The sequence below is a fragment of the Vibrio sp. 10N.286.52.F8 genome, assembly GCF_041468745.1.
GTDB lineage: Bacteria > Pseudomonadota > Gammaproteobacteria > Enterobacterales > Vibrionaceae > Vibrio > Vibrio crassostreae_C.
On record NZ_JBFRJF010000019.1, the window covers coordinates 196267 to 221731 of the forward strand.

The 25465-nt window shown below is 45.9% G+C and carries 1 protein-coding gene; it reads left to right on the plus strand.

What is annotated here, in order from left to right; all coding sequences use genetic code 11:
* Window positions 1-452 precede the first annotated feature (452 nt).
* Complete coding sequence (locus AB4133_RS11670) at window positions 453-25394, plus strand: retention module-containing protein (protein WP_372224526.1); 24942 nt, start codon at window positions 453-455, stop codon at window positions 25392-25394.
* Window positions 25395-25465: the final 71 nt, after the last annotated feature.

Genomic DNA, 25465 nt, shown 5'->3' on the forward strand with positions numbered 1-25465 from the left:
GAGAGGTGTCTCAAAGATGGGACTTGCCTCTGCTTTACTAAGGATGCAGAGCTTACCGCTATTAATGCCCTGTATTCGCTAATGATTTATCAACTTTGTTACTGTATATATTTATAAAACGAAGATGTGTATTTATATTGCGCGCTCATTTGCATATTAATCAGCATCCTACTAACTTTTGACTAGGGTTTTTAAGCCTTGAAAGAATACTTGGATTTGCGAAAAGATGTCTCTTCGCACAGACATGGCATTTTTTATGGGGAAGACTAGGCTTAAGGGTAAGTAAACTATAAAAAAACAGGTGAAATACTTCTCTCTTTTCAAGCCGATTGGGCATAACGATGGATTGCCATTGATGAGAGCTAAGTATGCGTTCAATTAAAACCTGAAATTGCTATTACAAATAATTTTCACAGCGCTTAAAAATAGTGCTTTGTGACAACGGGGGATGTATGGATATTGAAGTTTCGCGCCAGGTTGCGGTAGTTGAAGCAACGAGTGGAGATGTCGTCGTAGTTAAGCCAGACGGCAGCGCAAGAAAAGTTTCAGTTGGCGATACCATCCGTGAAAATGAGATCGTGATTACGGCCAACAAGTCAGAGCTTGTATTAGGCGTTCAGAATGATTCGATTCCGGTTGCAGAGAATTGCGTCGGTTGTGTTGATGACAACGCTGCATGGGTAGATGCCCCAATAGCTGGTGAGGTTAATTTTGACTTACAGCAATCAGATGCAGAAACCTTTACTGAAGACGACCTTGCTGCAATTCAAGAAGCCATTTTAGGTGGTGCCGATCCGACTCAAATCTTAGAAGCAACGGCTGCTGGTGGCGGACTAGGTTCTGCAAATGCTAGCTTTGTGACGATTGACTATAACTACACTGAAACTCATCCATCGACTTTCTTTGAGACCGCTGGTCTAGCAGAACAAACTGTTGATGAAGACAGAGAAGAATTCAGATCTATCACTCGTTCATCAGGTGGCCAATCAATCAGTGAAACACTGACTGAAGGCTCCATATCTGGCAATACCTATCCCCAATCTGTAACAACGACAGAAACGATTATTGCTGGTAGTTTAGCTCTCGCCCCTAACTCTTTCATTCCAGAAACTTTATCCCTCGCTTCACTACTTAGTGAATTAAACAGCGACATTACTTCAAGTGGTCAGTCCGTTATCTTCACCTATGACGCGACGACTAATTCTATCGTTGGTGTTCAAGGTACCGACGAAGTATTACGTATCGACATTGATGCCGTCAGTGTTGGCAATAACATTGAGCTTTCTCTAACCACAACGATTTCCCAGCCGATTGATCATGTACCGTCGGTTGGCGGTGGTCAGGTTTCCTATACAGGCGATCAAATTAACATCACTTTTGATATTCAAGGTGAAGACACCGCCGGAAACCCATTAGCAACACCAATTAATGCGCAAGTTGCCGTGGTTGATGGGGGCGATCCGTCTGCTGAAAGTGTGAATATCAGTAACGTAGAAACTAGCAGTGCAGCAATTGAAGGAACGTTCTCCAATATTGGTAGTGATAATCTTCAATCAGCTGTATTTGATGCTGGTGCACTGGACCAGTTTGATGGGTTGCTCAGCGATAATCAAAATACGCTTGCAAGGCTATCTGATGATGGGGCAACGATCACTTTGTCCATTCAAGGCCGAGGTGAGGTTGTTCTTACTATCTCGCTAGATACCGATGGTACTTATAAATTCGAGCAGTTTAATCCAATAGAACAAGTGGGTACCGATTCACTGACGTTCGATTTACCTATAACCATTACCGATTTCGACCAAGATGTTGTAACCAATAACATCAACATTGTTATCTCTGATGGCAATAGCCCAGTCATTACCAATGTTGACAGTATTAGTGTCGATGAAGCAGGCATCATTGGCGGCTCACAAGAGGGCACGGCGGCAGTGTCTGGCAGCGGCAGTATTACCGCGGATATTTTTGAAAGTGACATCATCGACCATTATGAACTTGAACCGGCAGAATTTAATACCGGTGGCAGCTTAGTTTCAAATGGCGAGGCGGTGCTACTCGAGTTGGTTGATGAAACCAACGGTGTAAGAACTTACGAAGGTTATGTTGAGGTCAATGGTTCGAGAATTACGGTCTTTGACGTTAAAGTCGATAGCCCGTCATTGGGGAACTATGAGTTTAATCTTTATGAAGAACTTTCTCATCAAGGCGCTGAAGATGCGCTGCTAACTTTTGCATTTCCAATTTATGCCGTTGATGCGGATGGAGATCGTTCTGCACTATCTGGCGGTTCGAGTACACCAGAAGCCGCAGAGATTCTCGTTAATGTCACAGATGATGTTGTTGAGCTAGTTGATAAAGTTGAGTCAGTCACGGAACCGACTTTAGCGGGCGATACCATTGTTTCGTATAATCTGTTCAACTTCGAAGGCGCTGATGGCTCGACAATTCAATCGTTTAACTATGATGGTGTTGATTACTCACTAGATCAGAGCTTGCTGCCAGATGCTGTTCAAACATTCAGTTTTACTGAGGGTGTTGTAACCATCTCACTAAATGGCGATTTTAGTTTTGAAGTCGCTCGTGATATCGACCACTCAAGCAGTGAAACTCTCGTCAAACAGTTCTCGTTTTTAGCTGAAGATGGTGATGGAGACACTGACACTTCATCGCTTGAGCTAAGTATCACTGACGGCCAAGATCCAATCATTGATTTGATCCCGCCTGTTACTCTCTCAGAAACCAACCTTGCTGATGGATCTTCTCCAAGCGGAAGTGCGGTCAGCGCTACCGAGACGGTTACCTTTACTGCAGGCAGTGATGATGTGGCGAGTTTCCGTATTGAACCAGCCGAGTTCAATGTCGGTGGTGCTCTGACGTCCAATGGGTTTACGGTAGAGATTAAAGAAGATTCGGCTAATCCAGGTACTTACATCGGTTTTATTACTGATGGCTTGAACGCTGAAGTTCCTGTATTCACGATTGCTTTCTCTACAAGTGCTTTGGGCGAATACACCTTTACTCTGCTTGAAGCGTTAGACCATGTAGATGGTTTAGATAAGAACGATCTGAGCTTCGATCTGCCTGTTTATGCGGTCGATACGGACGGCGATGATTCATTGGTGTCTCAGCTAAACGTGACCATCGGTGATGATGTCCAAATCATGCAAGACGGTACGTTAGATATCATCGAGCCAAATCTGGCTGATGGCACAATCACAACCAACACCATTGATGTAATGCCAAATCAAAGTGCTGATGGCGCGACGATCACTCGGTTCACTTATGACGGTGTCGTAAACACACTGGATCAAAGTATTTCAGGAGAACAGCAGTTCAGCTTCACAGAAGGCGAACTGTTTATCACCCTTGAAGGTGAAGTGCGCTTTGAGCCTAATCGCGATCTAGACCACTCAGTGAGTGAAGATATCGTGAAGTCGATTGTGGTGACTTCAAGCGACTTCGATAACGATCCGGTGACTTCAACCATTACGCTGACGATCACTGATGGTGATAACCCGACGATTGATGTTATTCCAAGTGTTACGCTTTCTGAAATTAACCTGAGCGATGGCTCTGTTCCAAGTGGCAGCGCGGTAAGCTCGACTCAAATTATTACTTTTACCAATCAAAGTGATGATGTGGTTCGTTTCCGTATTGAGCCAACGGAGTTCAATACTAACGATGATCTTAAATCGAACGGTTTAGCTGTTGAGTTACGTGAAGACCCGGCAGGGTCGGGTGACTACATTGGTTTTACGACCAGTGCGACGAACGTAGAAACTCCAGTATTCACATTAAGCTTTAATTCTGGATCATTAGGTGAATACACGTTCACACTCATCGAAGCGTTGGACCACCAAGATGCCCGTGGCAACAACGACCTCAGTTTTGATTTACCTGTTTACGCGGTAGATAGTGATGGCGATGATTCATTGGTGTCTCCGTTAAACGTCACTATCGGTGATGATGTTCAAATCATGCAAGATAGTACGTTAGATATCGTCGAGCCAACCGTCGCAGATTTGGCCGCTGGCACAGTGACAACTAACACCATTGATGTGATGCCAAATCAAAGTGCCGATGGCGCAACGGTGACGCAATTCACTTATGATGGCCAGCTTCGAACACTTGACCAAAATGACAATGGTGAGCAGCAATTTAGCTTCACAGAAGGTGAACTGTTCATCACGCTTCAAGGTGATGTGCGCTTTGAGCCTAATCGTAATCTAGACCACACACTCAGCGAAGACATCGTGAAATCAATCGTGGTGACATCTAGCGATTCCGATAACGATGTGTTGACCTCAACCGTCACTCTGACCATTACCGATGGTGATATCCCAACCATTGATAATGTTCCAACTGTGAACTTGTCTGAAACTAATCTGAGTGATGGCTCTGCACCTAGCGGAAGCGCGGTGAGTTCAACTCAAACTATTACTTACACCACTCAAAGTGATGATGTGACAAGCTTCCGTATTGAACCGACTGAATTTAATGTTGGTGGCGCTCTCACATCAAACGGATTGGCAGTCGAGTTAAAAGCTGATCCAACCACACCGGGTGGCTACATCGGTTTTGTGACTGATGGTTCGAACGTTGAAACTAACGTGTTCACGATTAGCTTCTCAGATACCAATTTAGGCCAGTACACCTTCACCTTACTTGAAGCGTTAGACCATGTGGATGGTTTAGCGAACAATGATCTGACCTTTGATCTGCCTGTTTATGCAGTTGATAGCGATGGCGACGATTCACTGGTGTCTCAGTTAAATGTAACCATCGGTGATGATGTTCAAATCATGCAAGGTGGTACGTTAGATATCACTGAGCCAAATCTTGCAGACGGCACAATTACAACCAATACCATCGATGTGATGCCAGAGCAAAGCGCCGATGGTGCGACGATCACTCAGTTCACTTATGACGGTCAAGTTCGAACACTGGATCAAACGGACAATGGTGAGCAGCAATTTAGCTTCACTGAAGGCGAGTTGTTCATCACTCTTCAAGGTGACGTGCGTTTCGAACCCAATCGCAACCTAGATCACACAGCTAGCGAAGATATCGTGAAGTCGATAGTGGTGACTTCAAGCGATTTAGATAACGATGTGGTGACGTCAACGGTCACTCTGACGATTACTGATGGTGATATCCCAACGATTGATGCAGTGCCAAGCGTTACTCTGTCTGAAATCAATCTTAGTGACGGCTCTGCGCCAAGTGGCACTGCAGTTAGTCAAACTGAGACGATTACCTTCACCAATCAAAGTGATGATGTGACCAGTTTCCGTATTGAGCCAACAGAGTTCAATGTGGGCGGTGCACTGAAATCGAATGGATTTGCGGTTGAGATAAAAGAAGATTCGGCTAATCCGGGTACTTACATTGGCTTTATTACCAATGGTTCAGGTGCTGAAGTTCCAGTGTTCACCATTAGTTTCTCTACGACCATACTGGGCGAATACACCTTTACCTTACTTGAAGCGTTAGACCATGTGGATGGTTTAGATAATAACGATCTGAGCTTTGACTTACCTGTTTATGCTGTGGATACAGACGGCGATGATTCATTGGTGTCTCAACTGAATGTGACCATCGGTGATGATGTTCAAATCATGCAAGATGGTGCGTTAGATATCACCGAGCCAAATCTGGCTGATGGAACAATCACAACCAACACCATTGATGTAATGCCAAATCAGAGTGCCGATGGTGCGACGATCACTCAGTTTACTTATGACGGTCAGCTAAGAACGCTTGATCAAAATGACAATGGCGAGCAGCAATTCAGCTTCACGGAAGGCGAGCTGTATATCACCCTTGAAGGTGAAGTGCGCTTTGAGCCAAACCGCGACCTAGACCACACCACGAATGAAGATATTGTGAAGTCGATTGTGGTCACTTCAGGTGATTTCGATAACGACTCTTTGACTTCTACCGTAACGCTGACGATTACCGATGGTGATAACCCTACGATTGACGTTATCCCAAGCGTTACTCTTTCTGAAACGAATCTGAGTGATGGCTCTGCTCCGAATGGCAGCGCGGTGAGCTCGACTCAAATCATCACGTTCACTAATCAAAGTGACGATGTGGTTCGTTTTCGTATTGAGCCTACGGAATTCAATACTAACGATGATCTTAAATCGAACGGTTTAGCCGTTGAGTTACGTGAAGATCCGGTGGGGTCGGGTGACTACATTGGTTTTACTACCAGTGCGACGAATGTAGAAACCACGGTGTTTACGCTGAGTTTCTCTAGCGCCACTTTAGGTGAATATACCTTCACTTTGCTTGAAGCGTTGGACCACCAAGATGCCCGTGGCAACAACGACCTCAGTTTTGATCTACCTGTTTATGCGGTCGACAGTGATGGCGATGATTCATTGATGTCTCCGTTAAACGTCACCATCGGCGATGATGTTCAAATCATGCAAGATAGTACGTTAGATATCGTCGAGCCAGCCGTCGCAGATTTGGCCGCTGGCACAGTGACAACTAACACCATTGATGTGATGCCAAATCAAAGTGCCGATGGCGCAACGGTGACGCAATTCACTTATGATGGCGAGCTTCGAACACTTGACCAAAATGACAATGGTGAGCAGCAATTTAGTTTCACAGAAGGTGAGTTGTTCATCACGCTTGAAGGTGATGTGCGCTTTGAGCCTAATCGTAATCTAGACCACACGCTGAACGAAGACATCGTGAAGTCGATTGTGGTGACGTCTAGTGACTCCGATAACGATGTGCTGACCTCAACCGTCACGTTGACCATTACCGATGGTGATATCCCAACCATTGATAATGTGCCAACAGTGAGCTTGTCAGAAACAAATCTGAGTGATGGCTCAGCACCAAGTGGCAGCGCGGTTAGCTCAACTCAAACCATTACCTTTACTAATCAAAGTGATGATGTGACAAGCTTCCGTATTGAACCAACGGAGTTCAATGTTGGTGGCGCTTTGACATCAAATGGATTTTCGGTCGAGATAAAAGAAGATTCTGCTAACCCAGGTACTTACATCGGCTTTATTAACAACGGTTCGGGCACTGAAGTGCCAATGTTCACCATTGCCTTCTCTACGAGTACGCTAGGCCAGTACACCTTCACCTTACTTGAAGCGTTAGACCATGTTGATGGCTTGGCAAATAATGATCTGAGCTTTGATCTACCCGTTTACGCCGTTGATAGCGATGGCGATGATTCGTTGGCGTCTCAGCTTAACGTAACCATCGGTGATGATGTCCAAATCATGCAGGATGGTACTTTAGATATCACTGAGCCAAATCTTGCAGATGGCACAATCACAACCAATACCATCGATGTGATGCCCGAGCAAAGTGCTGACGGTGCGACGATTACCCAGTTCACTTATGACGGTCAAGTTCGCACTCTGGATCAAACTGACAATGGTGAGCAGCAATTTAGCTTCACAGAAGGTGAGTTGTTCATCACTCTTGAAGGTGAAGTTCGCTTTGAACCCAATCGTAATCTAGACCACACGGCTAATGAAGACATCGTGAAGTCGATAGTGGTGACTTCAAGTGATTCAGACAATGACGTATTGACTTCCACAGTGACGCTGACGATTACCGATGGTGATATCCCAACCATTGATGCCGTGCCAAGTGTGACTCTCTCTGAAACCAACCTTAATGACGGCTCTGCGCCAAGTGGCACTGCAGTTAGTCAAACTGAGACGATTACCTTCACCAATCAAAGTGATGATGTGACCAGTTTCCGTATTGAGCCAACCGAGTTTAATGTGGGCGGTGCACTGAAATCGAATGGATTTGCGGTTGAGATAAAAGAAGATTCGGCTAATCCGGGTACTTACATTGGCTTTATTACCAATGGTTCGGGCGCTGAAGTCCCAGTGTTTACGATTGCCTTCTCTACGAGCACACTGGGTGAATACACCTTTACCTTACTTGAAGCGCTAGACCATGCAGATGGCCTAGATAATAACGATCTGAGCTTTGAGCTGCCTGTTTATGCGGTTGATACGGACGGCGACGATTCACTGGTGTCTCAGCTGAATGTGACCATCGGTGATGATGTTCAAATCATGCAAGATGGTACGTTAGACATTATCGAGCCAAATCTTGCAGACGGCACAATCACAACCAACACCATTGATGTGATGCCAAACCAAAGTGCTGATGGCGCGACGATCACTCAGTTCACTTATGATGGTCAGCTACGAACGCTTGACCAAAATGACAATGGTGAGCAGCAATTTAGCTTCACGGAAGGCGAACTGTTTATCACCCTTGAAGGTGAAGTGCGCTTTGAGCCGAACCGCGACCTAGACCACACGGTGAGTGAAGATATCGTGAAGTCGATTGTCGTGACCTCAAGTGATTTTGATAACGATCCGGTGACTTCAACCGTTACGCTGACGATCACTGATGGTGATAACCCTACGATTGACGTTATTCCAAGTGTTACGCTTTCTGAAATTAACCTGAGCGATGGCTCTGCTCCGAGTGGCAGCGCGGTAAGCTCCACTCAAACCATCACGTTTACCAATCAAAGTGATGATGTGGTTCGTTTCCGTATTGAGCCAACGGAGTTCAACACTAACGACGATCTTAAATCGAACGGTTTAGCCGTTGAGTTACGTGAAGATCCGGCGGGGGCGGGTGACTACATTGGTTTTACTACTAGTGCGACGAATGTCGAAACCACGGTATTTACGCTGAGTTTCTCTAACACTACATTAGGTGAGTATACTTTCACTTTACTTGAAGCGTTGGATCACCAAGATGCTCGAGGCAACAACGACCTCAGCTTTGATCTGCCTGTTTATGCGGTAGACAGTGATGGTGATGATTCAATAATGTCACCGTTAAGTGTGACCATCGGCGATGATGTTCAAATCATGCAAGATAGTACGTTAGATATCGTCGAGCCAACCGTCGCAGATTTGGCCACTGGCACAGTAACAACTAACACCATTGATGTGATGCCAAATCAGAGTGCTGATGGCGCGACGATCACTCAGTTTACTTATGACGGTCAACTACGAACACTTGATCAGAATGACAATGGTGAACAGCAATTCAGTTTTACTGAAGGCGAACTGTTCATCACTCTTGAAGGTGAAGTGCGTTTTGAGCCCAATCGTAATCTTGACCACACGCTGAGCGAAGACATCGTGAAATCGATCGTGGTGACGTCTAGCGATTCGGATAACGATGTGCTGAACTCAACGGTTACGCTGACCATTACCGATGGTGATATCCCGACTATTGATAATGTGCCAACAGTGAACTTGTCGGAAACCAATCTGAGTGATGGCTCTGCACCAAGTAGCAGCGCGGTTAGCTCAACTCAAACCATTACTTACACCACTCAAAGTGATGATGTGACCAGCTTCCGCATTGAACCAACCGAGTTCAATGTTGGTGGTGCTCTGAAATCGAACGGATTGGCGGTCGAACTGAAAGCTGACCCAACTACACCGGGTGGCTACATCGGTTTTGTGACTGATGGTTCGAACGTTGAAACTAACGTGTTTACGATTAGCTTCTCGGATACCAATTTAGGTCAATACACCTTCACCCTGCTTGAAGCGTTGGATCATGTAGATGGCTTAGTGAAGAATGATCTGACTTTTGATCTTCCTGTTTATGCGGTAGACAGTGACGGTGATGACTCAGTGATGTCGTCACTGACTGTGACCATCGAAGATGATGTTCAAGGCATGAGCAATGGCATCCTGAATATCGAAGAGCCAACCGTCGCTGATCTGGGCGTAGGGGTGGTGACCACAACTACCATTGATGTGATGCCAGAGCAGAGTGCTGATGGTGCGACCATTACTGAGTTCACTTATGATGGTGGGACTCCACTAACACTTGACCAAACGGATATCGGCGAGCAAGAGTTTATCTTCACTGAAGGCTCTCTGTTTATCACACTTGAAGGTGAAGTACGCTTCGAACCAAACCGCAATCTAGACCACACGGTTAGCGAAGACATCGTCAAATCGATTGTGGTGACCTCAAGTGATTTAGATAACGATGTGGTGACGTCAACGGTCACACTGACGATTACTGATGGCGATATTCCAACCATCGAATCCGTACCAAGCGTGACGCTATCAGAAACACAGCTTGCCGATGGCTCGACACCAAGCGGCAGTGCGGTGAGCCAAACCGAGACTATCTCGTTTACCAACCAAAGTGATGATGTTGAGAAGTTCCGAATCGAACCAACTGAGTTCAATGTGGGTGGTGCGTTAACGTCGAACAACATTGCGGTTGAACTGAAAGAAGACCCAGCAGACTCAGGCATCTATACCGGCTTTATTGATGACGGTGGAACGGACGTTCCTGTCTTCAGCTTAAGCTTCTCCGGTACTACGTTAGGTGAATACACCTTCACACTGCTTGAAGCATTAGACCATGCCGATGGCTTAGATAACAACGTGCTGACCTTCGACTTGCCAGTTTATGCCGTCGACTCAGATGGTGATGACTCATTGGTGTCTCAGCTTAATGTGAATATTGGTGATGACGTCCAAATCATGGCGAATGGTACGCTGGATATTACCGAGCCGAATTTAGCTGACGGTACGGTGACGACCAATACCATTGATGTAATGACGGCGCAAAGTGCCGATGGCGCAGTGATTACCCAGTTCACTTATGACGGTGGTACCGCTCAAACTCTAGATCCAACAATCACAGGTGAGCAGAAATTTACGTTCACTGAGGGTGATGTGTTCGTCACCATCGAAGGTCACGTGCGCTTTGAGCCAAACCGTGATTTAGACCACGAAGATGGCGATATCGTTAAATCTCTCGTCTTTACGTCAAGCGATGGCGATATCGATGTTGAAACGGCCACTGTCACACTGACGATTATTGATGGTGATATCCCAACGATTGAATCGGTGCCAAGCATCGCGCTTGCTGAAACAGATTTAGCAGATGGCTCTTCTCCAATCGTTGGTGCTGTGAGCCAAACAGAAACCATCACTTTCACTAATCAAAGTGATGACGTTGAGAAATTCCGTTTAGAGCCAAATGAGTTTAATACTAACAATGCGCTCAAGTCCGATGGCTTGATCATTGAGATTCGAGAAGAGCCAACAGGTTCAGGTAATTACATTGGTTTCACGACTGATATTTCGAATGTCGAAACCACGGTATTTACACTCGATTTCAGCAGTACCACTTTGGGTGAGTATACCTTCACGCTTCTGGAAGCGATTGACCACACACCGATTCAAGGCAATAACGATCTAACATTCAACTTGCCTGTTTACGCTGTCGATAGCGACGGTGATGATTCGTTAATGTCACCACTATCGGTGATGATTACTGATGATGTTCAAGTTATGGCAAGTGGCGAACTGACAATTGAAGAGCCTACTGTGGCTGACTTAGCTGTAGGTACGCCAACGACATCCGTTTTCGATGTATTAACATCCGCAAGTGCTGATGGCGCGAGCGTGACTCAATTTACCTATGACGGCACCGCTTACTCTCTAGATCCGAATGATGCGACCGAGCAAGAGTTTACTTTCACGGAAGGCTCACTGTTTATTACGACTCAAGGGGAAGTGCGCTTTGAGCCGAACCGCGATTTAGACCACTCAGCAGGCGATATTGTTAAAAATATCGTTGTGACATCAAGCGATGGCGATGATGACGTTCTTACCTCAACAGTGACGCTGACCATTACCGATGGTGATGTTCCGACCATTGACGTGATTCCGCCAATCTCACTATCTGAAACGAATCTAGCCGATGGCTCTGATCCATCTAACTCTGCGGTCAGCGACACCAAAGTCATTCAGTTTACTCATGAGAGTGACGATGTTGAGTCGTTCCGTATCGAGCCAACAGAGTTCAATACTCTAGGTACGTTAACGTCAAACAACTTGGCGGTTCAGCTAAAAGAAGATCCTAACAGTGCTGGCGATTATATCGGTTTTGTTAAAGACACGTCGGATGTTGAAACCAACGTCTTTACCATTAGCTTCTCGGATACAAATCTAGGTCAATACACATTTACGTTACTTGAAGCACTAGACCATGTAGATGGCCTCGCAAATAATAATTTGAGTTTCGACTTACCGGTTTACGCGGTCGATAGCGATGGCGATGACTCGTTGGTGTCTCAACTTAACGTGACCATTGGTGATGATGTTCAAATCATGCAAGGTGGTACGTTAGATATCACTGAACCAAATCTTGCAGACGGCACAGTGACAACCAATACCATCGATGTGATGCCAGAACAAAGTGCCGATGGCGCGACGATCACTCAATTTACGTATGATGGTCAAACTCGAACATTGGATCAAACTGACAATGGTGAGCAGCAATTTAGCTTCACAGAAGGTGAGTTGTTTATCACTCTTGAAGGTGAAGTGCGTTTTGAGCCAAATCGTAATTTAGACCACACAACGAGCGAAGACATCGTGAAGTCGATTGTGGTGACTTCAAGTGACTTCGATAACGATCCCGTGACAGCAACGGTTACGCTGACGATTACCGATGGTGATATCCCAACCATCGATGCCGTGCCAAGCGTTACTCTATCTGAAACTAACCTTAGCGATGGCTCTAGCCCGAGCGGTAGCGCTGTAAGTCAAACCGAGACGATTACTTTCACTAACCAAAGTGATGATGTGACGAGTTTCCGCATTGAACCAACTGAGTTTAATGTCGGTGGTGTACTGAAATCGAATGGGTTTGCGGTCGAGATAAAAGAAGATTCTGCTAATCCGGGCACTTACATAGGCTTTATTACCAACGGTTCGAGCGCTGAAGTCCCCGTGTTTACCATTAGCTTCTCTTCAGCCACGTTAGGTGAATACACTTTCACTCTACTTGAAGCGCTAGACCATGTTGCTGGCCTAGCGAACAATGATCTGAGCTTTGATCTGCCTGTTTATGCGGTAGACAGTGATGGTGATGATTCACTGGTATCGCAGCTTAATGTAACGATTGATGATGATGTTCAAATCATGCAAGGTGGTGCGCTCAATATTACCGAGCCGACCGTCGCTGATTTAGCGGCTGGTACACCGACCACGGCTACTTTTGATGTCATGCCAAACCAAAGTGCTGACGGCGCGACCATCACTCAGTTCACTTATGATGGCGTCGTAAACACCCTCGATCAAAATATTGCAGGCGAACAGCAGTTTATCTTCGCAGAAGGCAAACTGTACATTACCCTCGAAGGTGAAGTTCGCTTTGAGCCTAATCGAGATCTTGACCATACGGCCGGCGATATTGTTAAGTCGATAGTGGTGACCTCAAGCGATTTCGACAAAGACTCAGTCACGTCAACCGTTACGTTAACGATCACCGATGGTGATATTCCAACCATTGATGTTATTCCAACGGTTAGCTTATCTGAAACGAACCTGACGGATGGTTCAGCCCCAAGTGGCAGTGCGGTAAGTCAAACCGAAACCATCACCTTCACTAATCAAAGTGATGATGTGGTCCGCTTCCGCCTTGAACCAACAGAATTCAATACCAATGATGCACTCACATCGAATGGTTTAGCTGTTGAATTACGTGAAGATCCGCAAGGGTCGGGCAACTACATCGGATTTACAACCAGCTCGTCGAATGCGGTAACCACAGTATTTACGTTGAGTTTTTCTGGGACAACCTTAGGTGAATACACCTTTACCTTAATCGAAGCCTTGGATCATCAAGATGCACGTGGCAACAACGACCTGAGTTTTGATCTGCCTGTGTATGCGGTGGATAGTGACGGCGACGATTCGTTAGTCTCTCAGCTTGGCGTGACTATTGGTGATGATGTGCAGTTGATGCAAGGCGGCACAATAACCAGTCGTGAGCCTGCTGGAGTCGTCGAAACATCGAATACTCTGGACGTGATGCCAAATCAGAGCGCAGATGGAGCAAAAATCACTTCATTTGTGTTTGATGGAAACAGTGCAGAAAGCCTTGATCTCAATGTGAATGGCGAGCAAGAGTTTGTGTTCACTGAAGGTTCTGTATTTATTACCACAGAAGGTGAGATACGATTCGAGCCTGTGCGAAATCAAGATCACACGAGTGGTGATATTACCAAGTCGATTGAGGTGACGTCTGTTGACCTCGATGGCGATATCGTCTCATCTACCGTGACACTGAAGATTGTTGATGGTGACCTTCCTACTATCGATCTTGTTCCCGGAATTGCGTTATCTGAAGTGGATCTGGCCGATGGCTCTGTGCCAACCGGTAATCCAGTGACAATGACACAAACCATTACCTACACAGCGGGTAGTGACGACGTAAGCCATTTCAGAATTGACCCTACGCAGTTCAATACTTCAGGGGCTTTGAAATCGAACGGCCTAGATGTCGAAATAAAAGAGCAGCCAGCTAATTCTGGTAATTACATTGGCTTCGTCAAAGACGGTTCTAACGTAGAAACCAACGTCTTCACGATCAGCTTCTCGACGAGCAATTTAGGGCAATACACGTTCACACTGCTTGAAGCGTTAGATCATGTAGATGGATTACAAAACAATATACTAAGCTTCGATGTCCCTGTTTTAGCGGTTGATGCGGATGGTGATGATTCTGCAATGTCGCCTATGACGGTTGCGATCACCGATGACGTACAAGGCGTTCAAGATGGTACCTTGAGTATCATCGAGCCTTCATTAGCTGATTTGGCATCGGGTACGCCACCAACGACGCCAATCATTGATGTTATGCCAACGCAGAGTGCTGATGGCGCGAAAGTGACACAGTTTACTTACGATGGTGGCACCGCTGTAACGTTAGACCCAAGCATCTCTATAGAACAAGTCTTTACAGTAACCGACGGCTTACTGTACATCACCATTGAAGGGGAGGTTCGTTTTGAACCGAGCCGAGATCTTGACCATTCATCCGGCGACATTGTAAGAACGATTGTCGTCACCACCAGTGATTTTGATAACGATACAGATACCGCGGATGTCACCTTAACGATCAAAGACGGTATCGATCCCGTTATTGACGTGGTTCCAGATGTTAACTTATCGGAAGTCAACCTAGCGGATGGCTCTACGCCAACTGGTTCTCCGGTAAGTTCGACTCATACAATCACTTACACCGAAGGAAGTGATGATTTTAGTCACTTTAGAATTGCGACCAACGAATTCAATCCTGGCGATCTGTTGAAATCAAGTGGTCTTGTTGTTCAACTAAAAGAAGATCCTTCTTCTGCTGGTGACTACATTGGTTATACCGATGATGGTATGGGTAACGTTACCGATGTATTTACCATTAGCTTTGATAGTGCAAACAAAGCTCAGTTTACACTTACCTTGATTGAGGCGCTTGATCACCTTGATGGCGTGCTCAACAACGACCTTACTTTCCGCTTACCTATCTATGCTGTTGATACCGATGATTCTGAGTCAACAAAGCGCGATGTGGTGGTTACGATAGAAGATGACATCCAGCAAATGCAAGATGGCTTCTTAACCATTACCGAGCCAAATTCTGGTACTCCAACAACAACTACCGTTGATGTGATGCCAATACCAAGTGCAGACGGCGCGAACATTACGCAGTTCACGTATGACGGTGGTTCTCCAATTACTCTGAATCAGAACATCAGTGGCGAACAAGAGTTTGTTTTCATTGAAGGTTCATTGTTTGTGACATTAGATGGTGATGTAAGGTTTGAGCCAAATCGAAACCTTGATCACTCTGCAGGGAACATTGTTAAGTCAATCGTGTTCACGTCTTCAGACTTTGATAACGATATCTTTTCGTCGACGGTTACGCTCACCATTGTTGATGGTGATGGACCAACAATCGACGTTGTGCCGGGTGTGGCATTGTCAGAAAGCTTACTTGCGGATGGTTCGACGCCTAGTGTAAATCCTGTGAGTATCACTCAAACCATTACTTCACTTGCAAGCAGTGATGATATTGCTGAAATAGTGGTGGAAGTAGGGCTATTCAATACTAACGGCGCGTTGAAGTCGGATGGTTTGTCACTGAGTTTACGTGAAGATCCTGCAAACTCTGGCGACTACATTGCCTTTACCACTGATGGAATGGGTGTGGAGAAAACCATATTCACTCTAGATTTTGATGACACGAACCCAAGCCAATATACGTTTACTTTGCTTGAACGTTTAGATCATGTTGATGGTTTAGGAAATAACGATCTGAGCTTTGATCTTTCTGTTTATGCAGAAGATACCGATGGTGATATTTCAGCGTCTAAACCGCTGACTGTCACCATCACCGATGATGTTCAGCTGATGCAATCAGGTGCGCTCAACATCACAGAGCCAAGTACGGGCACGCCGACCACAACAACGTTTGATGTGATGCCTGCGCAAAGTGCAGATGGCGCGACAGTCACTAAATTTGTGTATGACAATCAAGTTGAAACAGCCTTGGTACAAACGAACACTGGTGAGCAAGAATTTGTATTTGTAGAAGGTTCTTTGTTTATCACACTCGAAGGTGATGTACGTTTTGAACCTAACCGCAATCTAGACCACTCAGGTGGCGATATCGTCAAGACCATTACGGTGACATCTGAAGATAAAGATGGCGATATCGTGACGTCTACAGTGACGTTAACTATTGCCGATGGCGCGCCACCAACTATCGACACCGTACCGACTGTCGCGTTGGCTGAAGCCAATTTGGTTGATGGCTCTTCACCGGGCTTACCTGTGAGCCAAACTGAAACCATTGCTTTCACAGCGGGAAGTGATGATGTGAGCTATTTCCGTATTGATACCACTCAGTTCAACACGTCTGGTGATTTGAAATCGGATGGCCTAGTGGTTCAGCTTAAAGAAGATCCAGCCAACAGCGGAACCTATATTGGTTTCGTTGAGAGTGGGGGTGTTCAAACGGATATCTTTACCATCACTTTTAATAGTGTAGTGCTAGGCGAATACACCTTCACTTTGTTGGAAGAGCTCGATCATCTGCCTGTGCAAGGCAACAACGATCAAGTATTCACTCTGCCAGTGATCGCGGTCGACCAAGACAATACCGACTCTGTGATGAAACCTTTGACCGTTACTATCACCGATGATGTGCCTGTCATTACCGATACGACAGCGACCAGCACATTTGTGGTTGATGAAGATGATCTCGGCTCTGCGATTTCTCAAGCAACAGGTGCATTTGTTACCACAGAAGGTGCAGACCAAGTAGAGGTTTACGAACTGCGTAATATCTCTGCGCTTGAAGCGACATTGACCTCTGGAACTGAAGCGATTTCTATTACAGAAGTCACAGGTGCCGCCAACACAACGACCTATCAAGGTACGACGACAAGTGGAACTCCTATCTTCACGCTCGCGCTAGCGAATGACGGCTCTTATACGTTTACGTTGCTAGGTCCTCTAAACCATCCAACAAGCCCGAATTCCAATACCTTAACGATTCCATTTGATGTCGTTGCGGTTGATGGTGACGGCGATGATTCTAACCAATATGTATTGCCAATCGAGGTGCTAGACGATGCGCCAGTAATGAGTGCGCCGACGGGCGAAACGGTTGTCGATGAAGACGATCTTACAGGCATAGGTTCGGATCAATCTGAAGATACCGTTATTAATGGACTGTTCACGGTCGATGAAGGTGCTGATGGTGTTGTTAAGTACGAATTAGTCGATGAAGATTTGGTTCTGACTGGCTTAACTTCCGATGGGGAAAATTTAGAGTGGCTGCCTGTTTCTATCTCAGGAAGCACGTTTACCTATGTTGCTCAAACGGTGACCAGCAATGAGGCCGTGTTCGAGATTATTTTCGATACCTCGGATAACAGCTATCAGTTTGAATTGTTTAAACCTCTTAAACACCCTGATGGTGCCGATGAAAACAACATCGAACTTGGTTTCTCGGTCGTGGCTGAAGACTTTGACCAAGACCAATCAAACGCAATCAATCTGACAATCACAGTGACGGATGATGTTCCATTAGTGACAACTCAGTCGATTACTCGTATTGAAGGTCAGAACTATAATGGTTCTAAAGTCGATATGTTTGCTGATGCGACTGATGTGGGTTCTGATGGCGCAGTACTGAGCAAAATTGAGGCCTTTGACGGAAGTGGAATTGTTTTCCGAGCTGAGAACAGTGGGCCTTACAGTAGTGACTTCGATTTAAACATTGGCAGCCAACAGGTTCGCGTTTACGAGCAAACGGATGATGGTAATGGAGGCGTTGATACTCGACAGCTTGGTCGACTTCGTATTAACTCAAATGGCGAGGTTGAATTCAGAGCTAACGGTTATCTCGATCATGACGGTCTTGACACCATCGACTTCTCGATTAACGTGATTGCGACGGACGGCGATTTAGATACCTCTGAAACACCGTTAGATATCACGATTACAGATAGGGACTCTACAAGAATCGCGCTGAAAGTGACTACCTTCGAGGATGCGGGTAGAGATTTAACGATACCTTACGCAACGGGTGATGAACCGACTCTTGAGAACGTTCAAGATAACCAAAATGGTTTGCCTAATGCACCAGCTCAAGTTGCGCTGCAAGTTAGTCTGTATGACCAAGATAATGCTGAATCTATTGGGCAGTTGACGATTAAAAGCCCGAACGGAGGTGATAGTCACCAAGGTACTTTTTATTACTTTGATGGTGCTGATTACATTGAATTGGTACCTGAGTCAAATGGAAGCATTATATTTGGTTCTCCTGAACTTGAACAAAGCTTTGCTCCAAACCCGAGTGAACCAAGACAAACTATCGCGACGATAGACAACCTGTTCTTTGTTCCGGACCAACACGCTAGTTCGGATGAAACTGGTGGGCGAGTTCGTTATGAGCTTGAAATTGAGAAAAATGGCTCCACGGATCACACCATCAACTCAAACTTCAGAATCGAGATTGAAGCGGTGGCTGATATAGCGACTTGGGATGATTCCAACAGCACTTATCATTATCAAGTGAACGAAGATGAAGACAACGTTACTTTGCAGCTGAACGCAGAGTCGCAAGATAACAGTAATACTGAGACGATTACCTATGAACTTGAGGCTGTTCAAGGTGATGGGAAGTTCGAGCTGCTTGATAAGAACGGCAATGTGCTTACGCTGACGACGGATGGTGTATATGAAATAGCGGCAGAAGACATTAACAGCACCGTAGTTAACCCGATCGATAACTTCTCTGGTCAGATTGAATTCAAAGCAATAGCGGTTACAAAGGAAACACTGAACCCTTATGAAGATACCGCCAATGGCGGAGCAAATGATAAAACTCAAGCTCGTTCTGTAGAGCAAAACATCATTATTGATGTCACTGCTGACGCCGACCCAGGAAAATTCAGTGTGAGTCGTATCAAGATCAACGAAGACAATATCGATGACCCTGATTACATTGGCCCTTTGGACAACAAAGACGCATTCACGTTAGACGAAGTCATTACCATGACAGGGTCGGTGGACACAGATGGCTCTGAAGAACTGTTTGTCCGTATCAGTAATATCACAGAAGGCGCAGTGCTTTACTTTGTAGGTACAACCACGGTAGTTCCTACCGTTAATGGTACCAATTATCAAGAAATCGCATATTCCGATTTGGCTAATGTTGAGGTTGTTCCAACTAAACACAGCAATGTCGATTTTACTTTTGATGTAACCGGTGTGGTTAAAGACACTGCGAACCTCTCTACTGGTGCACAAGTTGATGAAGAAATCCTAGGAACTAAAACGGTTAACGTTGAGGTTAAAGGGGTTGCAGATATTCCTTATGGCGGTACAAACGGTACGGCTTGGACAGCAATCACCGATGGCACAACACCTGGTGTTCAAACCACGATCCAAGAGAGCCAGAATGGAGACAGCTACGCCGAGCTTGATTTCACCGTGTTGTCGGGAGAGAGAAGACCTGATCCTGCAGCAGTAGATCAAACCCCATTACCTGACGATGGTTCAGAATCCATAACCGTTATCCTCTCGGGTATTCCTGATGGCGTTATTCTGGAAGACGGTGACGGTACCATTATTGACCTTAACTTTGTCGGTTACGAAACCGGTCCGGGTGGTAGCCCCGATCTTTCTAAACCTATCTACGAAGCGAACATCACTGACGCAGGTAAAACCTCAGGAATCCGCATCAGACCTGTCGATTCTTCAACAGAGAACATTCACATTCAGGGTAAAGTGATCGTGACTGAGAATGACGGTCATACGCTTACGTTTGACCAAGAAGTGCGAGTGTTAGTCGAACCTAGAATCGATACCTCAGCGACGTACAGCACAGTCACTAATGGCGATGAAGATACGGCGATCAGTATTGATTGGCACCCAGAGGGTACTGATTATATTGATGATGATGAGCATTTCACTTCTATTGTGATCAGTGCCATTCCGACAGATGTTGAAAGTGTTGTGGTTAATGGCGATGTAACTTGGGTTTACGATGCTTCAGCAGGCACTTTAACCATTACGCCGAAGAGTGGACAGACGGCAGAAGAGTTTACTCAAATTGCACTGAACAATAATTTTATTCAGATCACACCTGAACAAGACTCGAGCACCGACTTTACGCTTAATACGGTTGTCATGATCGAAGAGCGAGATCATGAGTATGTTGATGCGACTGATCCTGGTCAGGGCATCGCTACCGCGACAATCACGGGCTCGATTGATGTTATCGTACGTCCAGTCGTTGAGCCGAAAGACGCTAGCAACAAGCTTATCGTCGATGATGTGCTGGGTACTGGAGCACTAGCAACCGTAGTTGCTGATGCAAACACTGGCGTGCTTAAGTTCACAACCAACAGCGATAATACATCGGTTACGGATGAGTTCGTCATTCGATATCAAGAAACAGATGCTTCGTCCGCTATCGAAGAAGTTGACCAGTTAGTTATTGAATTAACAAACGTGGACGGTTCGGAGCTATCAGATGCTGTACTCAATCAACTGCTCGTTATTGGCGCTGCTTATGAAGGCAATGGGCGCTGGGTTGTAACGAATGAAGACATATTTAGCATCAGTGCATCGAACGGCCTTGTTCTTCCTTCAGGAAACAGCGGGGCAGGAGGGTTCAATGACATCAAGATGGATATCTTTAGCACGGTAATAGACCGAGGTGATGGTGCTGAGGTTGAGTCATCTACGGCCGCTCGTAGGGACGGAGAAGTCACTCTGTCATTCCCTCAAGTGGTGGCTGGGAGTACTAAGGTTGCAGCCGATATTGATATAACACCAGACAGTGTTGTTGATGCGATTGAGGACACCCAGTTAGATCTAGGTACGGCATTGAATGGTTTAATTACTTTCTCGGGCGAAGATGACTCAACTGATCAAGTGACCATCATTATTGATGACAGTGTGACCATTAATCCAGGAGCGGTGAACGAAGTCACCTTCCCAATTAGTTTATCGGGAAGCAGCGACCTAGACTTTGTTAATGGCAAATATGTATTCCAGACTACCGTCGATCAAGGGGTCTCGACCGACCTCTCTGGACTACTGCTTAACTTACCAGCCGACTACTCCGGCGACTTTAGGTTGCCGTTGACGATAGTAACTAAAGACGTATTGTCGGGGGATGAGAAAACTCTAGTGACAGAAGTAGTCATTAAAGTTGCTCCTGATGTTGAAGGTAACCCAGATATTGACGTTACTGTCGTTGGTTCGCTTGACGATTCGTTTAACCCTGTCGATACCGACGGTCAAGCAGGGCAAGATCCAGTCGGCTACGAAGATACCTATATCCAACTTGATTTCAGCTCGACCATTGATGACCAAGTAAGCGGAGTTGAAGGTGGTGACGAAAAATTCACCTCTATCACACTGACGTTAAATGACACGAGTGTTGGGGCTTTCTATACCAGCGCAGGGGTATCGCTTGGCACATCGGTGACCTTTAATGAAGCTGAGATTAATGCAGGCGCGTTGGATAATGTACTATTCCGACCGGCGTTAAATTACCCAACAGATAATGACGTAAATCAGGTGCAAGTGAATGTCAGCGGGACGATTACCGATACTGCTACATACAATGATGCAGCTTCGCCAACTGGCAGCGCGACTGATACCGATACTTTCTCTACCAATGTCAGTTTTGAAGTCGTTCCTGTGGTGGATGACGTGTCTGTCACTGGCCCGGGTAGCGATCCTGATGTTATCGAGATTACGGGTACTGAGGACCAGCTGATTTCTTTGTCGGGCACAGGGCCTGTATCGATTGCACTGACTGACCTTGATAGCTCAGAACAGTTTGTGTCGATTAAGTTTACAGATGTACCTGATGGCTTCCAGATGCGTGCAGATGCTGGTTCGGCATACACGGTGAAGAATAATGGTGGTGGTGAGTGGAGTGTTCAACTACCTCAAGCATCAGGGTTATCGTTCGACTTGAGTGAGATTTCGATTTTACCGCCTAAGGACTTCAGTGGTACGGCTGAATTTGGTGTTGCCGTATTTACTCAAGAATCTTTGTTGGGTGTGCCTACTGCAGCATCAAATCTGCCAAGCTTTAAGCTGCATGTGGTACCTGTGGGTGATGATGTTGATACTAATCCAACAGATTCTGTGACAGGTAACGAAGGTCAAAACATTGATATCGAAATCAATGCGACGATTTTGGATAAAGAGCTATCTGCAACGGGCAACGGCACTTATACCGAGAATGCACCAGAGACACTTCGAGTAGAAGTTGCGGGCGTTCCTCAAGATGCCTCTATCTATTATCCAGACGGCACAACCTTGGCTAGTTATGATCCAGTTACGCAGCTTTGGACACTTGATGTTCCTGCACAGTCGCTCGATAAGATCGTATTCAATTCAGGTGAACACAATAGCGATACGGGTAATGTATTAGGCATTAATGGCCCGCTGCAGATTACCGTTCGCTCTGTGGATACTGACGCTGATAACACCGAATATTTGGGGACGCCAACCAGCTTCGATGTTGATCTGGTGATTGATCCTATTAACGATCAACCGATCTTTGTGAACGTAACGAATATTGAAACATCGGAAGACATTAGTGTTGCTATCGACAACTTTAGTATCTACGACGTTGATGCTAACTTTGATAATCCAGACGCTCCGTATGTTCTTACGTTGCAAGTCGATCAAACACTTCCGGGAGCGCAAGGTGTGTTTGAGTTTACGAGCTCACCTGACGTGACGTTTGTATTGCAACCTGGTGGCTCATTGGTGATTACCGGTAAAGAAGCCGATATCAATACCGCATTGACCAATGGAGCAGTGACGTTCAAACCCGATCCAGACCAGAATTACCTCAACCAGAGTGGTTTAGTCACGATCAATGCAACGCTCGATGATGGTGGTAATAACGGCTTGATTGACGCGGGTGATCCGAATACGGCTCAAACTAATCAAACTACGTTCACCATTAAGGTGACGGAAGTGAACGATGCGCCTGTCGCGACAGATGTTGATTTAGGTTCGATTGCCGAGGAAGGCCAGCTTGTTATCGTTGAAGGTGACTTAATTGCAGCAAGCTCTGATCTTGAAAACCACAACCTCACCGTCATGGGTGTGACCCTGACTCAAGGCCAAGGTCAACTAACCCGCTTTGAAAATGCAGGTGGCGCCGATGACGCGGCGATTACCGGACCATTCTGGCTATTTGTAGCGGACAACGACTTTAACGGTGACGTTAAATTCAATTACTCAATTACTGATGACGGTACAACTAATGGCGCGGATGACTTCCTAACCGACAGTGCTGAAATTAGTCTTGAAGTAACGGAAGTGAATGACGCTCCTGTAGCAACGGACATCGACTTAGGCAACATCCTTGAAGAAGGTCAGTTGATCATCAAAGAGGGCGATTTAATTGCTGCGACGAGCGATCCGGAAAACGACACGATTACCGTGACTAATCTGGCGCTCGATGAAGGCCAAGGTCAACTACAACGCTTCGAGAACGTAGGTGGTGCTGATGATGCTACGATCACTGGCCCATACTGGGTATTTACGGCAGCTGATGAATACAACGGCAACGTTAAGTTTACCTATACCGTAGAGGATGATGGTACAACCAACGGCGCTAATGACTTCCTAACGGATACAGCGGAGATCACCGCGATTGTCGATGGAGTGAACGATACACCGGTCGTTAATGGTGACAGTGTCACTACGGTTATTGACGAGGATGCTGGTCAACTGTTGAGTGGTATCAATATCAGTGACCCTGATTATGTAGATACATTTTCTGATGATCTGATGACCGTCACGCTGACGGTGGATTACGGTACATTGAATGTATCACTTCCAGCAGTGACGACGGTTGTTGTTAACGGCAACAACACGGGTTCAGTCATCTTAGTGGGGACATTGAGTGACCTGAATGCGTTGATTGATACGCCAACCAGTCCAAATGGTGTTTTCCTTGATGCGAGCCTGTCTCCAACTAATAGCATTGGATTAGAAGTTGTCGCCAAAGACAGCGGCAACCCTTCAGGTATTGCGATAGAGACAGCACCTGTGGTTTACAACATCGCGGTGACGCCAGTGGCGAATGCACCAACCCTGTCTATCGATAGTGCGACTAACTACGTGAGAAACATTACTGCGAGTCAGTCTGTGAGTGCGAGTGGCATTCCTTTAGTTGGGATTATCGCAGCCTTAACGGACATTACAGAAGAGCTAACGCTGCATATCAGTGATGTACCTGCTGGCGCTCAAATCACCAGTGCTGCGGGTTCTGTGACGGATCTTGGCGGTGGTGTTTGGGTAGCAACGGCAGATGCAATTGAAAGCTTGCAAGCGGTTGGGCTTTCTCAAACTCCAGGTAACTACACACTGAAAGTCGAGGCGGTTTCTGAAGAAACTGACAACAACGATACAGCAACCTCTGCATCGATTGACCTTAACTTGAACATTGTGTCTAACGCAGTTGATATTAACTTGGCTTCGGAAACCGATGATGTTCAGTTACTGGCTGGTGCTAATGCGACTGACTTAACGGGTGGTTCAGGGAATGATCGACTTGAAGGTGGCGCAGGTGACGATACGCTTGTTGGCGGTGACGGTAACGACACCCTGATTGGCGGCGGAGGCTCAGACATTCTGACTGGTGGTGATGGTATGGACTCGTTCGTATGGCTTAACATCGAAGATGGTGTTGAAGATACGATTACCGACTTTGATTTGTCGGAAGGGGACAGCATTGACTTGAGAGAAGTGTTGCCGGAGCTTAAAAATACATCTCCAGACATGACCGCGTTGCTACAACAAATAGACGCGAAAGTGGACGGGGATGATATTGAGCTTACGATCAACCCGGATGGCTTAGGTACTACGGAACAGGTGATTGTGGTTGAAGACCTTGCGCCACAGCTAACCTTAAGTAGCACCATGCCTTCGGACATTCTGGATGCATTGGTACAGCAGAATGTGATAACTCACGGTTAAAGCGAACCATTGAACCATAACGAAAGAGGCCAGCATTGCTGGCCTCTTTTTTGTTACGGTATAAATTGAAA